Source organism: Aurantimonas sp. DM33-3 (assembly GCF_014334315.1).
In the GTDB taxonomy this organism is placed as follows: domain Bacteria; phylum Pseudomonadota; class Alphaproteobacteria; order Rhizobiales; family Rhizobiaceae; genus Aurantimonas; species Aurantimonas coralicida.
The window spans coordinates 24,547-41,735 of record NZ_JACSGS010000011.1; the positions used below are offsets into that span (position 1 = coordinate 24,547).

Sequence of the window (17,189 nt, forward strand, 5' to 3'; positions counted from 1 at the left end):
GACTGACGCTTTGCAATGTCGCGGCCGGGGCGCTCTGGCGCGCGCGGCCTCGCAAATGCTAAGGGAGGCGGTCTTTTCCGCCGCGCCGCCTTCGGGCCTGCCCGGCGATGCCGCCTACGGCCCGGAGTCCCATGCAGTTTCTGACCTTCATCGGCACGAATGCGCGCTGGCTCGGCGGCGGCTTCCTCCTGTGCTTCTTCTCGTCCTTTGGACAGACCTTCTTCGTGTCGCTGTCGAACGGTGACATCCGCCGCGACTACGACCTGACGAATGGCGAGTTCGGCATGATCTACATGCTGGCGACCCTTGCCAGCGCCGCGACGCTGCCGTTTCTCGGCTGGACCCTCGACCGCTATCCGGCCTGGCGGGTCGCGGCGGTCACCGTCGTCTGCCTCGCCATCGCGACGCTGGCCATGGCCGTGTCGAGCTCGGTGCCGCTGCTGATCCTCGCCATCTACCTTTTACGCCTGTTCGGCCAGGGCATGATGACCGAGATCTCCATGACCACGACCGGACGCTGGTTCGCCGCCAATCGCGGCCGGGCCATGGCGCTGGTCACCCTCGGCAATCACGCCGGTACCGGGTTCTTTCCGCTGATCTTCGTGCTCGCCGCCGGTGCCTTCGGCTGGCGCGGCACCTGGGTCGCGAGCGCTGCGATCCTCATCCTCGTCGCACTCCCGACCATCGTCGCGCTGGTCCATCGCGAGCGCGATCCCCAGTCCGAGCCGCCGGGAACGCCGATCCCGAATGTTGCCGACTGGACGATGGCCGAGGTCCTGCGCAGCCCGCGCTTCTACCTCGTGTCGATGAGCGTTCTGGCGCCGCCCTTCATCGGCACGACCCTGTTCTTCCATCAGGTCTACCTCACCGAACTGCGCGGCTGGTCGCTGGAGGTCTTCGCCGCGGGCTTCGCGGTGATGTCGGCGGTCACCGTCGTCTTCGCGCTGGTCTGCGGCTGGATGGTTGATCGCTACAGCGCCCTGAAGCTGCTGCCCTATTTCCTGATCCCGCTGGCGATCGCCTGTTTCATTGCGGCCAATTTCACCGCCGAGGCGGCGATCTTCGTCTTCATGATCTGCCTCGGCGTGTCGAACGGCTTCTCCTCGACGCTGCTCGGCGCCCTGTGGCCGGAGCTCTACGGCGTCAAGCATCTCGGTGCGATCCGCTCGTTGACCGTGGCTCTGATGGTGCTGGCCTCGGCGCTCGGGCCGGGCGTGACCGGCATCCTCATCGATCTGGGCGTGCCGTACCCGCTACAGATCGATGCGATGGGCCTCTATTGCCTCGTGATGACCATCGCCATGGCGCTGCTTGCCGGCCGGCTGGCGCCGAAAGCGAATCTGGGCAACGCGACTGCGCCGGGCGGGGTCCGCACCGTCGACCGCATCGACCCGCAGCCGCACGAGACCTGATCGGCCCGTCGCCACCGGTGCCGATTGCCACCCGGCGCGGCGTTCGCTAGGTCGAGGCCATGACCGTCACCGTCCGCTTCGCGCCGTCGCCCACCGGGCATCTGCATATCGGCAATCTGCGCACCGCGCTGTTCAACTGGCTGTTCGCCCAGCGGCAGGGCGGTCGCTTCGTGCTGCGCTTCGACGACACCGACAAGGAGCGCTCGCGCACCGAATTCGCCGACCAGATCGCCGTCGATCTCGCCTGGATCGGCGTGGCGCCCGATCGCGTCATCCGCCAGTCCGACCGCCTGGCGCTTTACGACGCCGCCGCCGAGCAGCTGAAGGCGGCAGGCCTGCTCTATCCCTGCTACGAGACGCCGGACGAACTCGACCGCAAGCGCAAGCGGCTGGCCGCGCGCAATTTGCCGCCGGTCTATGGCCGCGAGGCGTGGCGCCTGTCCGACGACGAGCGGCAGGCACTGGAGGCCGAGGGGCGCAAGCCGCATTGGCGGTTCCTGCTGCCGAACTTCGCCGACGATCCGCTGCAGCCCCAGCGCACCGAGATCCATTGGGACGATCTCGTACGCGGTCCCCAGACCGTCGATCTCGCCTCGCTGTCGGACCCGGTGCTGATACGCGGCGACGGCAGCTATCTCTACACCCTGCCGTCCATCGTCGACGACGGCGATGTCGGCGTGACCCATGTCATCCGGGGCGACGACCACGTCACCAATACCGGCGTCCAGATCGCCATCTTCCAGGCGCTGGGCCTGACGCCGCCGGTCTTCGGCCACCACAATCTGCTGACCACGATTTCGGGCGAGGGGCTGTCGAAGCGTTCCGGCGCGCTGTCGCTGGTCTCGCTGCGCGAAGCCGGCCTCGAACCCATGGCCGTCGCGTCCCTCGCGGTGCTGGTCGGCCTGCCGGGCGCCATCGACGCCATGCCGGATCTGGCGGCGCTGGCCGAGCGGATGCAGTTCGAGGGCAGCTCGCAATCGGCGTCGAAATTCGATCCGTCCGAGCTCGACCGACTCAACGCCGATCTCGTCCATGCCATGCCCTACGCCGATGTCGCGGACCGGCTCGCGGCGATGGGCGTACCGTCGGAAGACGGCGAGGCGTTCTGGCTGACGGTGCGGGCCAACTGCGCGCGTGTCGCCGATGCGGCGGAATGGGTCGAGGTGGCCTTCGGCGATCTCGACCGGACGCCGGAGCTCTCCGACGAGGACCGGCAGTTCGTGACGGCGGCGCGCGACAGCCTGCCGGAAGGCGCCTTCGGCCCCGAGACCTGGCGCGAATGGACCGGCGCCCTGAAGCAGGCGACCGGGCGCAAGGGCAAGGCCCTGTTCATGCCGCTGCGCCTGGCGCTGACCGGTCGCGACCACGGGCCGGAACTCGCCGCCCTTCTGCCGCTGATCGGCCGGCAGCGCACGCTGGCGCGCCTCGGTTAAGCGAGCGCCCGGCAGGGTCTCTGCCGGGCGCTCTCCTGATCAGTCGCTGAGCTGCACCGCCTGGGCGGTGGCGATGGCGGCCATGTTGACCACGCCGCGCGAGGTCACCGACGGCGTCATCACATGGGCCGGCGACGAGACGCCGAGCAGGATCGGCCCGACATGCAGGGCGCCGGTCATCTCCTTGACCACGTTGAGCGTGATGTTGGCGGCGTCGATATTCGGGAAGACCAGGAGGTTGGCTTCGCCCTTCAGCGTCGACTGCGGCATGGTGCGCTCGCGCATCGTCGTGTTCAGCGCCGAATCGCCATGCATCTCACCGTCGACCTCCAGCTCCGGTGCGCGCGCCTTCAGCATCTTCACGGCGTCGCGCATCTTGCGGGTCGCGCTGGTGTCGTCGGAGCCGAAATTGGAATGCGAGACGAGGGCGACCTTCGGCTCGATGCCGAAGCGGCGCATCTCGGCCGCCGCCAGAAGCGTCATCTCCACCAGATCCTCCGCCGACGGGTCGCGCTGGACATAGGTGTCGAGGAAGAACTTGGTGTCCTCCTGCGAGATCAGGAGGCTCATGGCGGCGAATTTGTGCACTTCGTTGCGCACGCCGACGACCTGGCTGATGTCGCGGACATGGTGCGGGAAGCGTCCTTCCAGCCCGCAGACCAGCGCGTCGGCCTCGCCCCGCGACACCGCGACGGCACCGATCACCGTGGTGTTGGTGCGCACGATCGTGCGGGCGGTGTCCGGGTTGACGCCCTTGCGGCCGACCTTCGAGAAATAATGGTCGACATAGTCCCGGTAGCGCGGATCGTCCTCGGGATTGATGACCTCGAAATCCTCGTTCGGCCGGATCCGCAGGCCGTAGCGCTCGAGCCGGGCGGCGATGACGCCGGGACGGCCGATCAGGATCGGGGCGCAGATCTTTTCTTCCAGAAGCACCTGCGCGGCCCGCAGCACCCGCTCGTCCTCGCCGTCGGAGAAGATCACCCGCTTGCCGGAATCCGTCGCGATGCGGAAGATCGGCTTCATGATCAGGCCGGAGCGGAAGACGAAGCGGTTCAGCCGGTCGAGATAGGCCGGCATGTCCTCGATCGGCCGCGCCGCGACGCCGTCGGCCTCGGCGGCCCTGGCGACGGCCGGGGCGATCTTCAGGATCAGCCGCGGGTCGAAGGGGGCAGGGATCAGATAGTCCGGCCCGAAGACCGGCGTGTCCGAGCCATAGGCCTTGGCCGCGACCTCGGAGACCTCCTCGCGGGCCAGCGCCGCGATGGCGTCGACGGCGGCGGTCTTCATGCCCTCGGTGATGCCGGTGGCACCGGAGTCCAGCGCGCCGCGGAAGATGTAGGGGAAGCACAGGACGTTGTTGACCTGGTTCGGGAAGTCCGAGCGCCCGGTGCAGATCATCGCGTCGGGCCGCACCTGCTTGGCCAGATCCGGCATGATCTCCGGCTTCGGATTGGCCAATGCCATGATCATCGGCTTGGCGGCCATCTTCTCCAGGAGCTCGGGCTTCAGGACGCCGCCGGCCGACAGGCCGAGAAAGACGTCGGCCCCGTCGATGACCTCGGCGAGGGTCCGCTTGTCGGTCTTCTTGGCATAGACCGCCATCCAGCGGTCCATCCGCTTCTCGCGGCCTTCATAGACCACGCCCTCGATGTCGGTGCAGGTGATGTTCTCGCGCTTGGCGCCGAGCTCGACGAGGAGGTTAAGGCAGGCGATCGCCGCCGCGCCCGCGCCGGAGGTGACGATCTTGGCGTTCTCCAGCGACTTGCCGGCCAGCATCAGGCCATTGCGGATCGCCGCCGCCACGATGATCGCGGTGCCGTGCTGGTCGTCGTGGAAGACCGGGATCGCCATGCGTTCGCGCAGCCGCGACTCGACCTCGAAACATTCCGGCGCCTTGATGTCCTCGAGGTTGATGCCGCCGAAGGTCGGCTCCATCGCCGCGACGACGTCGCAGATATGGTCGATCTCGTGGGCGTCGATCTCGATGTCGAAGACGTCGATGTCGGCGAATTTCTTGAACAGGACCGCCTTGCCTTCCATCACCGGCTTGGAGGCGAGGGGACCGATGTCGCCGAGACCGAGGACGGCGGTGCCGTTGGAGACCACGCCGACGAGATTGGCGCGGCTGGTATAGATCGCCGCCAGCGACGGATCGGCCTCGATGGCAAGGCACGGCGCGGCGACGCCCGGCGAATAGGCCAGCGCCAGATCGCGCTGATTGCCCAGGGTCTTGGTCGCCTGGATCGCCAGTTTTCCGGGCTTGGGATAGCGGTGATAGAAGAGGGCCTGTTCGTCGAGATCGCCCATGTTCGGCCGATCCTTGGCGGTTTCCTGTTCGGACATTCCTGCTCCTCCATCCCGGCGTCGCCGCGCGATGATGGCGGCGGCGACGTGTCGCGCTTCTTCTAACGTATCGATCCCGGCAGGCAACCGGACCACGCCGCTCGTCCACCGCCGGAAGCGAGCTGCCGGAGCGTCACACGACTGCAATCAGAATCGTGCATTTCCCAAGCAACGCAAAGGCTTTAACCGGGGCAAGGCACGGGATGGCGACCATGCACAAGCTGACGACGGCGCGGCATCTCCGGACATTGTTCCTGTCCGACGTGCATCTGGGCTCCAAGGCGGCCCAGGCCGAGATGCTGGTCGACTTCCTGCGTCTGCACGATGCCGAGACGATCTATCTCGTCGGCGACATCATCGACGGCTGGCGGCTGAAGCGCTCCTGGCACTGGCCGCAGGCCCATAACGACGTGGTGCAGAAGCTGCTGCGCAAGGCGCGCAAGGGCGCCCGCATCGTCTATGTGCCCGGCAATCACGACGAGTTCCTGCGCGATTTTCCCGGCCATCATTTCGGCGGCGTCGAGGTCAAGCGCACGGACATCCACACCACTGCCGACGGTCGCCGCTTCCTGGTGATGCATGGCGACGAATTCGACGTGGTGGTCCGCAACGCCCGGCTGCTCGCCTATCTCGGGGACTGGGCCTACGACATGGCGATCTCGATCAATGTCGTCTTCAACTATGTCCGCCGCCGGCTCGGCTTTCCCTACTGGTCGATCTCGCAATGGGCCAAGCTGAAGGTGAAGAACGCCGTCAACTTCATCGGCGCCTTCGAGACGGCGCTGGCCGACGAGGCGGCCCGGCACGGCTGCGACGGCGTCATCTGCGGCCATATCCACCATGCCCAGATGACCCGCCACGGCGCGGTCGAATATGTGAATACCGGCGACTGGGTCGAAAGCTGCACCGCCGTGGCCGAGCGCCATGATGGCTCCTTCGAGCTCATCCACTGGGCGCATCTGGCCGGCGAGCGCTCCACGGCGCCCGAGACGGCCTTCGAGCGCGAGGCCGCCGAGCCGGATGCGGCCCGCGTCGAGGCGGCCTGACATGACCCGCATCCTGATCGCCACCGACGCCTGGGAGCCGCAGGTCAACGGCGTCGTGCGCACCCTGTCGAGTCTCGCCCAGGAGCTTCGCGGCCGGGGAAGGGGCGTGCGCATCGTCGGCCCCGCCGACTTTCGCACCGTCGCCTGTCCGACCTATCCGGAAATCCGGCTGGCACTGGCATCGGCCGATGCGCTCGGCCGCATCATCCGCGACTATCAGCCGGACGTCATTCACATCGCCACGGAAGGCCCGATCGGCTATGCGGCGCGCCGGGCGGCGCTGCGGGCCGGCCGTCCCTTCACCACGAGCTTCCACACGCGGTTTCCCGAATATCTCAGCAAGCGGGCGCCGATCCCGGAGAACCTGACCTACGCGCTGCTGCGGCGTTTCCATGCGCCTGCCACCGCTTGCCTGGTGCCGACCGAATCGATGCGCCAGACGCTGGCAGGGCTCGGCTTCGCCAATCTGGTGACCTGGACCCGCGGCGTCGACCGCAGCCTGTTCCGGCCGCAGCCGAAGGTCGATCTCGGACTGCCGGGACCGATCTTCCTCACCGCCTCGCGGGTCGCGCCGGAAAAGAACATCGAGGCGTTTCTCGACCTCGACCTGCCGGGCTCCAAGGTGGTCGTTGGCGACGGGCCGATGCTGCCCGAACTGCGCCGGCGCTACCCGGACGTGCATTTCGCCGGCAGCCAGACCGGGGAGGCACTGAGCCGCTATTACGCCGCTGCCGACGTCTTCGTGTTTCCTTCGCTCACCGACACGTTCGGCATCGTGCTCATCGAGGCACTGGCCTGCGGCGTACCGGTGGCGGCCTATCCGGAGCCCGGACCGCTGGATGTCGTCGGGGATACGGAGGCCGGCTGCATCTCCTCAGATCTGCGCGAGGCGTGCCTTGCCGCGCTGACGCTGGAGCGGGCCGACGCGCTGGAGCGCTCGCTGGCCTATAGCTGGGAAGCCTGCGCCGACATCTTCCTGTCGGCGACCGAGGCTCTGCAGGTGCAGCCTGAGCTTCAGCTCGCCGGCTGACCGCTTCGGCGCCAGCGCCGAATGCGCAGCATCACCCCGGCAGAGACAAATCGGCTAGCCCCAGAGCTTCGCACTCGGCGGCGAGACGGTGGCATCCGTATAGACGAGGCCGCCGCTGCGGTCCTTGGCCAGGAGCAGGGGGCCGTCGAGATCGACGAACTCGGCTACCTGTGCAAGTAGCACCGCCGGCGCCATCGCCAGCGAGGTGCCGACCATGCAGCCGATCATCACGCCGAACCCCATCTCGTGGGCGCGCTCAACCAGCCGCAGGCCCTCGGTCAGGCCGCCGGACTTGTCGAGCTTGACGTTCACGAAGTCGTAGCGCCCGACCAGCTTGTCCAGATCATCCGCCGTGTGCACCGATTCATCGGCGCAGATCGGCACCGGATGCGGAATGTCGGCGAGGATGGCGTCGTCACCGGCCGGCAGGGGCTGCTCGACGAGGACGGCGTTGGCGGCGGCCGCCGCCAGCATGTGCTCGCGGATATTGTCGGCGCTCCAGCCCTCATTGGCGTCGAGGATCAGCTTCGAGTGGCGCGAGGCGGCATGAACGGCCCGGATGCGGCCGATATCGTTGTCCGTGCCGACCTTCACCTTCAACAGCGAGCGGTTGGCGACGCGGGCGGCGGCGCCCATGCTGTCGGCATCGCCGAGCCCGATCGTATAGGCGGTTTCCACCGGGCCCGGGGCGCTGCCGCAGATGATCGACGCGGCTCTCCGGCTGTTCGACTTGGCTTCCAGGTCCCACAGGGCGCAGTCGACCGCGTTGCGGGCGGCGCCCGCCGGGAGCAGCTCGCCGATCCGTTCGCGCGACGCGCCGGCCTCGATCGCCGCGCGCACCTCCTCGATCTGTTCGCGGACACTGTCGATGCTCTCACCATAGCGCGCATAGGGCACGCATTCGCCGCGTCCCTCGCCGAACTCGTCGCCGATCTGAGTCGTCACGACCACCGCCTCGGTCTTGGCGCCGCGGGCAATTCGGAACTCCTGCGCCAGCGGGAAATGTTCGACTGTGACTGAAAGACGACGCGGCATGGTGAAAACATCCTCAACGGCCGCCGCTGCGGCGGTCATTCCATGACAAGACGTGACTGGACGCCTAAAGGTGGTGCCAGATAGGCCCCGGCTCTGCGTCGCCGCGAATCGGCACCGCGTCAAGTGTGGTGCCCGCCTGTGGCGCTGACATGGTCCTCGAGCAGGTTCTTCCAAGGGAGTGATGTCGCATATCGATGCTTGATGGCTCCGTAGCCCCATCCTCCGGTCCGGCCGGAGGTCGCCGTTCCACGGTGGCGCCTGCTCTCGAAGGCGAGAAGCGTGACGGCGGGCTCGTGCTGCGGGCGTCGGGCGACTGGCTGGCGCGCACCGTCGGCTCGGTCGAGGACACCGTTGCCGAAGCCGGCGCGGCCGATCTCGGCCGGCAGATCGTCGTCGATTGCGGCGACGTCGCGCGGATCGATACGGCCGGCGCGCTGCTCCTGGAAAAGCTCGTCCGCGACCTCGAGGCGAACGGCCGGGACGTCCGGCTGGAGGCGGTCAGCGATCGCGACCAGCCGCTCTTCGACGTCGTGCGCAAGGCGCTCGACCGGGAACGGCCGCAGCCGGAGAAGCGAAAGACCAACCGCATCGTCGACCTCGTCGCGGCCACAGGCCGTGGATCGGTTGCGGTGAAGGACGAGATGGTCGTCGCCCTGAACATCATCGGCGGCGCGATGGTCGGCGGCGTGCAGCGCCTGACCGGCAAGACCCAGATCCGCCCTGCCGCGATCTTCGCGCAGGTCGAGCAGATGGGTCTGCGCGCGGTGCCGATCATCTTCCTGATGAGCTTCCTCATCGGCGCCATCATCGCCCAGCAGGGCGCCTTCCAGCTGCGCCGCTTCGGCGGCGAGCTCTACGCCGTCAATCTCGCCGCGATCCTCATCCTGCGCGAGATCGGCGTGCTTTTGACCGCGATCATGATCGCCGGCCGCTCCGGCAGCGCCATCACCGCCGAGATCGGTTCGATGAAGATGCGCGAGGAGATCGACGCGCTGCACGTTATCGGCCTCAACCCGATCGGCGTCCTGGTGTTTCCGCGCCTCGTGGCGCTGGTCATCGTGCTGCCGCTTCTGGCTTTCATTGCCAATCTGGCGGGCCTTCTCGGCGCGATGCTGACGCTGAACATGTATTCGGGGATCAGCTTCGCCAGCTTCGGCCAGGGCGTGCAATACTCGGTCGACATGTTCACCGTGTTCTCCGGCGTCATCAAGGCGCCCTTCATGGCGGTGATGATCGGCCTGATCGCCTCGGCCGAGGGCATGAAGGTCGGCGGCAGCGCCGAAAGCCTCGGCCTGCGCGTCACCGCATCCGTCGTCAAATCCATTTTCCTCGTCATCCTGATGGATGGCCTGTTCGCGATTTTCTATGCATCCATTGGACTCTGATAGGCCTTCGCCCAACGGACGCGCCACGCCGGACGATGACGACGTCATCATCCGCGCCACCGGCGTGACCGTGAGTTTCGGCGAGAAGACCATTCTCGACAATCTCGACCTCGACGTGCGACGCGGCGAGATCCTCGGCTTCGTCGGGCCGTCGGGCGCCGGCAAGTCGGTCCTGCTGCGCACCATCCTCGGGCTGAACCCCAAGCAGGCCGGCACGATCGAGATCCTCGGCACGGACTACGAGCGGGCCGACGACGCCGAGCGACTGGCCGTGGAGCGTCGCTGGGGCGTCTTGTTCCAGCACGGTGCGCTGTTCTCGTCGCTGACCGTGCTGGAGAACATCCAGGTCCCGATGCGCGAATATCTCGACCTGTCGCCCGGCCTGATGGAAGAGCTGGCGCGGCTGAAGATCGACCTCGTCGGCCTTGCGCCGGACGCGGCCGACAAGTTCCCGTCCGAGCTGTCGGGCGGCATGATCAAGCGTGCGGCGCTGGCCCGGGCGCTGGCGCTCGACCCCGACATCGTCTTTCTCGACGAGCCGACCTCCGGTCTCGATCCGATCGGCGCCGCCGATTTCGACCAGCTGATCATGACCCTGCGCGATACGCTGGGCCTCACCGTCTACATGGTGACCCACGACCTCGACAGCCTGTTCCAGGCCTGCGACCGGATCGCCGTCCTCGGCGAACGCAAGGTGCTGGTCGAAGGGCCGCTGTCGATGATGCTGGAATTCGACCATCCCTGGGTGCATTCGTATTTCCGTGGCAAGCGCGCCCGCACGATCGTCCAGCCGACCCAAACCGCCAATGCCCCCGTGGGAGCCGCCTGATGGAAACCAAAGCCAATTACGTCCGGGTGGGGCTGTTCACGATGCTGGTCATCGCCCTGTCCTTCGGCTTCGTCTACTGGGCGATCTTCGCCACCAGCGGCAGCGAACGCGTGCGGCTTTTGGTGCGCATCGAGGGCTCGGTCACCGGCCTGCAGCAGGGCAGCCAGGTGCTGTTCAACGGCCTGCCGGTCGGCTCGGTGAAGGCGCTGCGGCTGGATTCCAACAATCCCGAAGTCGTCATCGCGACCACCGAGGTCGATCCCGACCTGCCGATCAAGGCATCGACCCAGGCCAATATCGGCTTCCAGGGCCTCACCGGCGCCGCCTTCGTCGAGCTGAAGGGCGGCCAGGCCGACGAGGCCGACATCATCGGCGAAGCCGCGGAGCAGGGGACCGTCCCCGTCATCAAGGCCAATCCGTCCGACGTCACCGACATCCTGGCGACGGCGCGCGACATCGCCGACCGCGCCAACAGCATTCTCGGCCAGTTCGAGAGCCTCGTGGGCACCGTCGGACCGTCGGTCGAGACGACCGTCGAGAACGTCGCCCAGACCTCTCGCAACATCGAGACCTTCACGGCGAGCCTTGCCGAGAATTCCGACGACATCGACAATTTCCTCACCAGCCTCAGCCAGTTGTCGAGTTCGGCGAACACGGTGGCTGAAGAGCTGCCGGGCGCCATCCAGCAAGCCAAGAACATTCTCGACGCGGTCGACCCGGCGTCGGTCACCACGGTGGTCGACAATGTCGCCGCCGTCTCCGACACGCTGCGCGCCCAGTCGGACAATCTCGACAGCATCTTCGCCTCGGTGCAGACGGCTGCCGACAGCGTCGGCGAGGTCGGCGACGTGATCCGCCGCAACACCACCGGCATCGACAGCTTCGTCAGCAATCTCGGTCCGCTGGCCGAGAAGGCAACGGCGGTGGCCGACCGGCTCGACACGACGCTGCAATCGGCCAACACGGTCGTCGCGGCGATCGACCCGGCGCAGGTGTCCAAGACCATCGAGGGCATTTCCTCGGCGGCCGAGAACGTCTCCTCGCTGGCCGAGACCATCGGCGCCCAGAAGGAAGCGATCAATTCGGCGATCGCCGGCGCGTCGAACGCCGCGCAGAACGTCAACCGGATCACCACCACCATCGTCGAGCGCAGCGAAGACGTGGACAAGCTGCTGGCGAGCCTCGGCCCGATCACCGACAACATCACCCAGGCGAGCACCGGCTTCAACGAGGCCGTCGCCTCGGCGAATGCGCTCATCGGTTCGGTCGATTCCGCCACGGTCAATCAGGCCATCGGCGACGTCCAGCGGGTGACAGGCGCCGTCAGCGGCAAGACCGAGCAGATCCAGTCGATCATCGACGGCGTCGACCGCACGGTGCAGACGCTGGACACGACGCTGACCGGCTTCACCGAGACGCGGACCCAGTTCGACACGCTGCTCGCCTCGATCGATCCGGGCAAGGTCAACACGGCGGTCGAGAACGTCTCCGCCGCCACCGGCAATGTCGCCGCCGCGGCCGATTCCATCGCCAAGGTTGCCAATGATGTCGGCGCCCGGCGCGAGGACATCGACGCGATCATCACCAACGCCAAGACGACCAGCGAGCAGCTCTCGGCCGCCTCGGGTCGCATCGACAGCGTCGTGAAGTCGGTCAACCGGGTGCTCGCGGGCGCCGGCGACGGCACCAGCCTGGGCGTCGATCTGGCCCGGGCACTGCGCTCGGTGCGCGGGGCGGCGGATTCGATCCAGACCCAGGTGACGCCGATCTCGGCCAATCTCCAGCGCTTCTCCGGCGAGGGCCTGCGCGAGGTGCGGGGGCTGATCAGCAACGTCAATCGCACGGTCGATCGCATCGACAGTGCCGTCGAGGACTTCACGACCAATCCGAGCCGGCTGATCTACGGCGGCGAGGATGTGAAGCAGTATGACGGCCGCACCCGCCGCTAGCGGCTGTGGGTAAACGAAAGCTTTCGTTGACAGGCCGGGTTGCGGATGCAAGCAACCGGGGCTGTCGGCGACCGGGTCAAGGTGTACCAATTTTATGCGCGCAGCACTGAAATCGAGCTTTGTCGCGCTTCTGGCGCTCGGACTTTCGGCCTGCGCGTCGACCCCGCCGGACACCTACGAGATCTCGCCGCCGCCATTCAGCGAGGTGCGCGAGGGCAAGTCCCGGCGCCAGCTCCTCATTCCGGAGCCGACCGCGCTCGAGACGATCGACAGCAAGCGGATCATCGTCAAGCCGTCGCCCAATTCGATCCAGTTCCTCGGCGACAGCCAGTGGAGCGACCGCCTGCCGCGGCTCGTCCAGCTGCGCCTGCTGCAGGCCTTCGAGAACACCGGTTCGATCGGCGCCATCGGCGTGCCGGGGCAGGGGCTGGCGATCGACTACCAGCTGGTGATGGAGATCCGCCGCTTCGAGGTGGACGTCACCGGGGCGCCGACCGCCGAGGTGCAGATCTCGGTGAAGGTGCTGAACGACCGCAACGGCACCGTCGTGCGCACCCGCATCTTCAATGCCCAGGCCCCCGTCAACGGCGCCGGCAACCCGGCCTTCGTCGCGGCGCTGGACAAGGCGTTCGAACAGGTCTCGGCCGAGATCGTCACCTGGACGATCCAGCTCGTCTAGCTCGAAAAGCACCGGCCGCGCGTTAGCCGCGCCAGCGGCCGCATTTCACAGCCCGAATGCAAAAGGCCTCCGCCGCGGATCGCGACGGAGGCCTTTCGGTGTCAGTGCATGGGCGGTCAGGCGGCGATGACGGTCTGCTTCTGCTCGCCCAGACCCTCGATGCCGAGCGTCATGACGTCCCCGACCTTCAGATACTGCGGCGGCTTCATGCCCATGGCGACACCCGGAGGCGTGCCGGTGGAGATGACGTCGCCCGGCATCAGCGTCATGAACTGCGATAGGTACGACACCACATGCGGCACGTTGAAGATCAGCGTGTTGGTGTTGCCCGTCTGGCGGCGCTCGCCATTGACGTCGAGCCACATGGAGAGGTTGTGCGGGTCGGCGACCGCGTCGCGCGTCACCAGCCAGGGGCCGAGCGGGCCGAAGGTGTCGTGGCTCTTGCCCTTGGTCCACTGACCCTGGCGCTTGGTCTGGAAGTCGCGCTCGGAGACGTCGTTCATCACCGCGAAGCCGGCGACATGGTTCATCGCGTCGGCTTCCGAGACGTATTTCGCCTTGGTGCCGATGATGACGGCCAGCTCGACCTCCCAGTCTAGGGCCTCGGAGTTGCGCGGCATCTCGACGTCGTCATTCGGGCCGCACAGCGCGTTGAGCGCCTTGGCGAAGACGATCGGCTCCGTTGGCGGCTCGGCGCCGGTCTCGGCGGCATGGTCGGAATAGTTCAGTCCGATGCACAGGATCTTGCTGGTCTGTCCGACGCAGGGGCCGAAGCGCGGCGAACCGTCGACCGCCGGCAGTGAGGCCGGATCGAGCGCGGCGAGCCTGGCGATGCCGGCGTCGGACAGGATATCGCCGGAGATGTCGGCGACCTGGCCGGAGAGATCGCGCAGCTGGCCGTCGGCGTCGATCATGCCGGGTTTTTCCTGGCCCGCAGGGCCGTAGCGAACGAGTTTCATGGCGTCCTTTCGCATTGTGTCGATGGGTTGGGGAGGGATCAGTAGACGGCGCGGCCGCCGGAAATGTCGAACACCGCACCGGTGGTGAAGGAACAGTCTTCCGAAGCAAGCCAGGCGATCATCGCGGCGACCTCGGCTGGCTCGAGAAAGCGCTGCAGCGGGATCTTCGACAGCATGAAGTCGATATGCTCCTGACTCATCTGGTCGAAGATCGAGGTGCGCGCGGCGGCCGGGGTGATGCAGTTGACGAGGACGCCGGTGCCGGCGAGCTCCTTGCCGAGTGACTTGGTCAGCCCGATCAGGCCGGCCTTGGACGCGGAATAATGCGAGGCGTTGGGATTGCCTTCCTTGCCGGCGATGGAGGCGACGTTGATGATCCGGCCGTAGCCGGCGTCCATCATCAGCGGCACGATCGCCCGGCTGGTGATGTACGGCGCGATCAGGTTGACCTCGATGGTCTTGCGCCAGACGTCCGGCGCCAGGTCCCAGGTCTTGCCGTTGCCGCCGGTGATCCCGGCATTGTTGACCAGGATGTCGATCTTGCCGGCGGCGTCCATCGCCTGCCGCGTGGCAGCGGCGACGGCCGCCTCGTCGGTCAGTTCGACGGCCGTGCCGCTGGCGCGCGCGCCCAGATCCGCGACCGCCTTGTCGACCGCCGCGCCGTCGATGTCCCAGAGGACGACGGATCCACCGCTCTCGATGATGCGCTCGGCCGTGGCATAGCCGATGCCGCGCGCCCCGCCGGTGATGACAGCGATGCGGCCTTCGAGATCGATTTTGTTCATGACATCCCCCCAGAAGTCGCGCCGATGGCCGTTCGCACCGTCCCGCCGAGCCGGTCCCCGCGGCTTCGCCGCCATCGCGTTCCCGCCGGGATGCCATATCCACCCGGCGGTTGCAATGTATACGTTGATCCGCCGACGGGATCGCTCGATCGGGATGCGATCGCGGCGTCGCGCGTCCAGCGGCAGCGTCGGCGGGCACGTATCAACGTCCTTCAGGGTAAGGTACGACTATAGACCATAGTCGAAGCAATTTGCGGTTGCCTCCGGACGGTACTTCACGCAATCATCCGACCATTGCAGAGAGGGGAGGCTCGGCAAGGTGCTTCAGGCGAATGCGCGGACGATGCATGGAGAGCGGGCCAGCCGCACCATGAGCCTAGCGGCCACGTTCGGCCGCCGGATCGCGTCCGGCCGCCTGGCCTGCGGCGAGGCACTGCCGACCGAAAAGGAGTTGCAGACGCAATACGGAGTCTCGCGGACCGTGGTGCGCGAGGCCGTCCGCCATCTGGTCGCCAAGGGGCTGGTCAGCGTCGGTCCGAAGGTCGGCACGCGGGTGCGCGAGCGGATCGAGTGGAACATGCTCGACCCGGACGTGATGGGCTGGCACCTGACCGCCGCGATCCGGCGCCCCTTCATCGAGTCGCTCTACGAGATGCGGCTGATCAACGAGCCCCAGGCGGCGCGGCTCGCCTGCGACCGGATCTCGCCGGAGCAGGCGGCGCGGCTCCAGGCGGCAATGGCCGGCATGCGCGAGAACCCGCGCGGCTCGCCGGAGCTGATCGCCGCCGATCTCGCCTTTCACCGGGTCATCCTCGAGGCGACCGGAAACCCCATGCTGGTGTCGCTCGGCGCGATGATCGAGCGCAGCCTGTCGATCTCCTTCTCCCTGTCCTGGCGGCAGAACCCGCAGGAGGAGACGCTACGCCAGCATGGCCGGGTGATGGACGCCATCCTCGCCGGCGACCGGGAAGCGGCGGAACTGTTCATGCGAAGGCTCATCGAGAGTGCCTTCAACGACGTCATCCTCGCCCTCTACGCCGATGACGGCAGCCGGGGCGACGATGCGGGCGAGGCCGGCGATACCGATGCCGGCAACCGCGAACGGGATCACGGCGCAAGGTCCGCGCCGTGACGGGAGCATTGCAGAGGGCGCGTCATGCGCCGAACCAAGGTCCAGGGAGGACAATCATGAACGTGACGAAGACACTGATCGCGGGGCTTGCCGCGACGGTCATGGCGCTGTCGGTGCCGCTCGGTGCGAGCGCGCAGGACAAGGGCACCGTGGGCATCTCCATGCCGACGAAATCCTCGGCCCGCTGGATCGCCGACGGCGACAACATGGTCAAGCAGTTCGAGGCGGCCGGCTACGCCACCGACCTGCAATATGCCGAGGACGACATTCCCAACCAGCTCGCCCAGATCGAGAACATGGTGACCAAGGGCGTCGACGCGCTGGTCATCGCGTCGATCGACGGCACGACGCTCTCCAACGTTCTGGCCAATGCCGCGGCGATGGACATTCCGGTGATCGCCTATGACCGCCTGATCCGCGACAGCGAGAATGTCGACTATTACGCCACCTTCGACAATTATCAGGTCGGCGTGCAGCAGGCCGAGTCCCTCGTCGCCGGGCTGGAGCAGCGCTTCCCCGACGCCGAGGCCTGGAACGTCGAGCTGTTCGGCGGCTCGCCGGACGACAACAACGCCTACTTCTTCTACGACGGCGGCATGAGCGTGCTGCAGCCGCTGATCGACGAGGGCAAGGTCAAGATCGTCTCCGGCCAGATGGGCATGGACACGGTCGGCACCCTGCGCTGGGACGGCGCGGTGGCGCAGGCCCGCATGGATAACCTCCTGTCGGCCAATTACACCGACCAGCAGCTGCATGGCGTGCTGTCGCCCTATGACGGCCTGTCCATCGGCATCATCTCTTCGCTGAAGGGCGTCGGCTACGGCTCGGGCGACCAGAAGATGCCGATCGTCTCCGGTCAGGACGCCGAGGTCCCCTCGGTCAAGGCGATCCTGCGCGGCGAGCAGTATTCCACGATCTTCAAGGACACCCGCGAGCTCGCCAAGGTGACCGTGAACATGGTCGATGCCGTGCTGCAGGGCAACGAGCCCGAGGTCAACGACACCAAGACCTACGACAACGGCGTCAAGGTGGTGCCGTCCTACCTGCTCAAGCCGGTGCTGGTCACCGAGGAGAACTGGGAAGAGGTTCTGGTCGGCGGCGGTTACTACACCAAAGACCAGATCAAGTAGGGCGATCAGGCGGGCGCCTGCCGGCGTCCGCCCTCGCCA

The 17,189-nt window shown here is 67.0% G+C and carries 14 protein-coding genes; 10 read left to right on the forward strand and 4 right to left on the reverse strand.

The genetic code is table 11. From position 1 onward, the window contains the following. The first annotated feature begins 131 nt into the window (after window positions 1-131). Both H9Q09_RS15045 and gltX read left to right on the forward strand, forming a co-directional pair. Window positions 132-1,412 (forward strand): MFS transporter, encoded by a 1,281-nt coding sequence (locus tag H9Q09_RS15045; RefSeq protein ID WP_187391705.1) that lies wholly within the window; start codon window positions 132-134, stop codon window positions 1,410-1,412. Window positions 1,413-1,471: 59 nt separating this feature from the next. Further along, window positions 1,472-2,845: a glutamate--tRNA ligase gene (gltX, locus tag H9Q09_RS15050; RefSeq protein WP_187391706.1), complete on the forward strand. Its 1,374-nt coding sequence runs from the start codon at window positions 1,472-1,474 to the stop codon at window positions 2,843-2,845. Window positions 2,846-2,884: 39 nt separating this feature from the next. Here the strand turns inward: gltX and H9Q09_RS15055 are convergent, their stop codons facing one another. Beyond that, complete coding sequence (locus H9Q09_RS15055) at window positions 2,885-5,191, reverse strand: NADP-dependent malic enzyme (protein WP_187391707.1); 2,307 nt, start codon at window positions 5,189-5,191, stop codon at window positions 2,885-2,887. Window positions 5,192-5,394: 203 nt separating this feature from the next. Between H9Q09_RS15055 and H9Q09_RS15060 the strand changes: the two genes are divergently transcribed. Further along, a complete protein-coding gene (locus tag H9Q09_RS15060) occupies window positions 5,395-6,237 on the forward strand; it encodes a UDP-2,3-diacylglucosamine diphosphatase (protein ID WP_187391708.1) in 843 nt (280 codons plus the stop codon). 1 nt (window position 6,238) lies between these two features. Then, window positions 6,239-7,267, forward strand: coding sequence for a glycosyltransferase family 1 protein (locus H9Q09_RS15065; RefSeq protein WP_187391709.1), 1,029 nt, complete (start codon window positions 6,239-6,241; stop codon window positions 7,265-7,267). Window positions 7,268-7,321: 54 nt separating this feature from the next. On the opposite strand, the gene dgcA is transcribed toward H9Q09_RS15065, so the two are convergent. Next, window positions 7,322-8,302: an N-acetyl-D-Glu racemase DgcA gene (gene dgcA, locus H9Q09_RS15070; protein WP_187391710.1), complete on the reverse strand. Its 981-nt coding sequence runs from the start codon at window positions 8,300-8,302 to the stop codon at window positions 7,322-7,324. Window positions 8,303-8,553: 251 nt separating this feature from the next. Here dgcA and H9Q09_RS15075 point away from each other — a divergent pair, with 251 nt between their 5' ends. The 4 genes from H9Q09_RS15075 to H9Q09_RS15090 all read left to right on the forward strand — a co-directional run bounded on the left by H9Q09_RS15075 (window position 8,554) and on the right by H9Q09_RS15090 (window position 13,144). Then, window positions 8,554-9,687, forward strand: coding sequence for an ABC transporter permease (locus H9Q09_RS15075; protein WP_187391711.1), 1,134 nt, complete (start codon window positions 8,554-8,556; stop codon window positions 9,685-9,687). Continuing rightward, on the forward strand, window positions 9,668-10,516 hold the full coding sequence (locus H9Q09_RS15080; protein WP_187391712.1) for an ABC transporter ATP-binding protein: 849 nt from the start codon (window positions 9,668-9,670) through the stop codon (window positions 10,514-10,516). Before H9Q09_RS15075 ends, H9Q09_RS15080 begins: the two co-directional genes overlap by 20 nt. Then, window positions 10,516-12,465 carry an MlaD family protein gene (locus H9Q09_RS15085; RefSeq protein WP_187391713.1) on the forward strand — a complete coding sequence of 650 codons (1,950 nt, stop codon included), beginning with the start codon at window positions 10,516-10,518 and terminating at the stop codon, window positions 12,463-12,465. Before H9Q09_RS15080 ends, H9Q09_RS15085 begins: the two co-directional genes overlap by 1 nt. A gap of 94 nt (window positions 12,466-12,559) precedes the next feature. After that, window positions 12,560-13,144 (forward strand): ABC-type transport auxiliary lipoprotein family protein, encoded by a 585-nt coding sequence (locus H9Q09_RS15090; protein WP_024351083.1) that lies wholly within the window; start codon window positions 12,560-12,562, stop codon window positions 13,142-13,144. Between the two features lie 116 nt (window positions 13,145-13,260). Here H9Q09_RS15090 and H9Q09_RS15095 read toward each other — a convergent pair whose 3' ends face one another. Both H9Q09_RS15095 and H9Q09_RS15100 read right to left on the reverse strand, forming a co-directional pair. Then, window positions 13,261-14,103, reverse strand: coding sequence for a fumarylacetoacetate hydrolase family protein (locus H9Q09_RS15095; protein ID WP_187391714.1), 843 nt, complete (start codon window positions 14,101-14,103; stop codon window positions 13,261-13,263). Between the two features lie 38 nt (window positions 14,104-14,141). Then, window positions 14,142-14,888 (reverse strand): SDR family NAD(P)-dependent oxidoreductase, encoded by a 747-nt coding sequence (locus tag H9Q09_RS15100; protein ID WP_187391715.1) that lies wholly within the window; start codon window positions 14,886-14,888, stop codon window positions 14,142-14,144. Window positions 14,889-15,258: 370 nt separating this feature from the next. Between H9Q09_RS15100 and H9Q09_RS15105 the strand changes: the two genes are divergently transcribed. Together H9Q09_RS15105 and chvE are read left to right on the forward strand one after the other, a co-directional pair. Then, the gene (locus H9Q09_RS15105) at window positions 15,259-16,020 is read left to right on the forward strand and encodes a FadR/GntR family transcriptional regulator (RefSeq protein ID WP_024351086.1); all 762 of its coding nucleotides are present in this window, start codon (window positions 15,259-15,261) and stop codon (window positions 16,018-16,020) included. 56 nt (window positions 16,021-16,076) lie between these two features. Next, window positions 16,077-17,150 (forward strand): multiple monosaccharide ABC transporter substrate-binding protein, encoded by a 1,074-nt coding sequence (chvE, locus tag H9Q09_RS15110; RefSeq protein ID WP_187391716.1) that lies wholly within the window; start codon window positions 16,077-16,079, stop codon window positions 17,148-17,150. Window positions 17,151-17,189 lie beyond the last annotated feature (39 nt).

Excerpts from the sequence above, each read along its gene's own strand:
- H9Q09_RS15085 (WP_187391713.1), top strand. The coding sequence starts at position 10,516 with ATGGAAACCAAAGCCAATTACGTCCGGGTGGGGCTGTTCACGATGCTG.
- H9Q09_RS15090 (WP_024351083.1), top strand. The coding sequence starts at position 12,560 with ATGCGCGCAGCACTGAAATCGAGCTTTGTCGCGCTTCTGGCGCTCGGA.
- gltX (WP_187391706.1), top strand. The coding sequence starts at position 1,472 with ATGACCGTCACCGTCCGCTTCGCGCCGTCGCCCACCGGGCATCTGCAT.
- H9Q09_RS15065 (WP_187391709.1), top strand. The coding sequence starts at position 6,239 with ATGACCCGCATCCTGATCGCCACCGACGCCTGGGAGCCGCAGGTCAAC.
- H9Q09_RS15045 (WP_187391705.1), top strand. The coding sequence starts at position 132 with ATGCAGTTTCTGACCTTCATCGGCACGAATGCGCGCTGGCTCGGCGGC.
- chvE (WP_187391716.1), top strand. The coding sequence starts at position 16,077 with ATGAACGTGACGAAGACACTGATCGCGGGGCTTGCCGCGACGGTCATG.
- H9Q09_RS15080 (WP_187391712.1), top strand. The coding sequence starts at position 9,668 with ATGCATCCATTGGACTCTGATAGGCCTTCGCCCAACGGACGCGCCACG.
- H9Q09_RS15105 (WP_024351086.1), top strand. The coding sequence starts at position 15,259 with ATGAGCCTAGCGGCCACGTTCGGCCGCCGGATCGCGTCCGGCCGCCTG.
- H9Q09_RS15095 (WP_187391714.1), bottom strand. The coding sequence starts at position 14,103 with ATGAAACTCGTTCGCTACGGCCCTGCGGGCCAGGAAAAACCCGGCATG.
- dgcA (WP_187391710.1), bottom strand. The coding sequence starts at position 8,302 with ATGCCGCGTCGTCTTTCAGTCACAGTCGAACATTTCCCGCTGGCGCAG.
- H9Q09_RS15060 (WP_187391708.1), top strand. The coding sequence starts at position 5,395 with ATGGCGACCATGCACAAGCTGACGACGGCGCGGCATCTCCGGACATTG.
- H9Q09_RS15055 (WP_187391707.1), bottom strand. The coding sequence starts at position 5,191 with ATGTCCGAACAGGAAACCGCCAAGGATCGGCCGAACATGGGCGATCTC.
- H9Q09_RS15100 (WP_187391715.1), bottom strand. The coding sequence starts at position 14,888 with ATGAACAAAATCGATCTCGAAGGCCGCATCGCTGTCATCACCGGCGGG.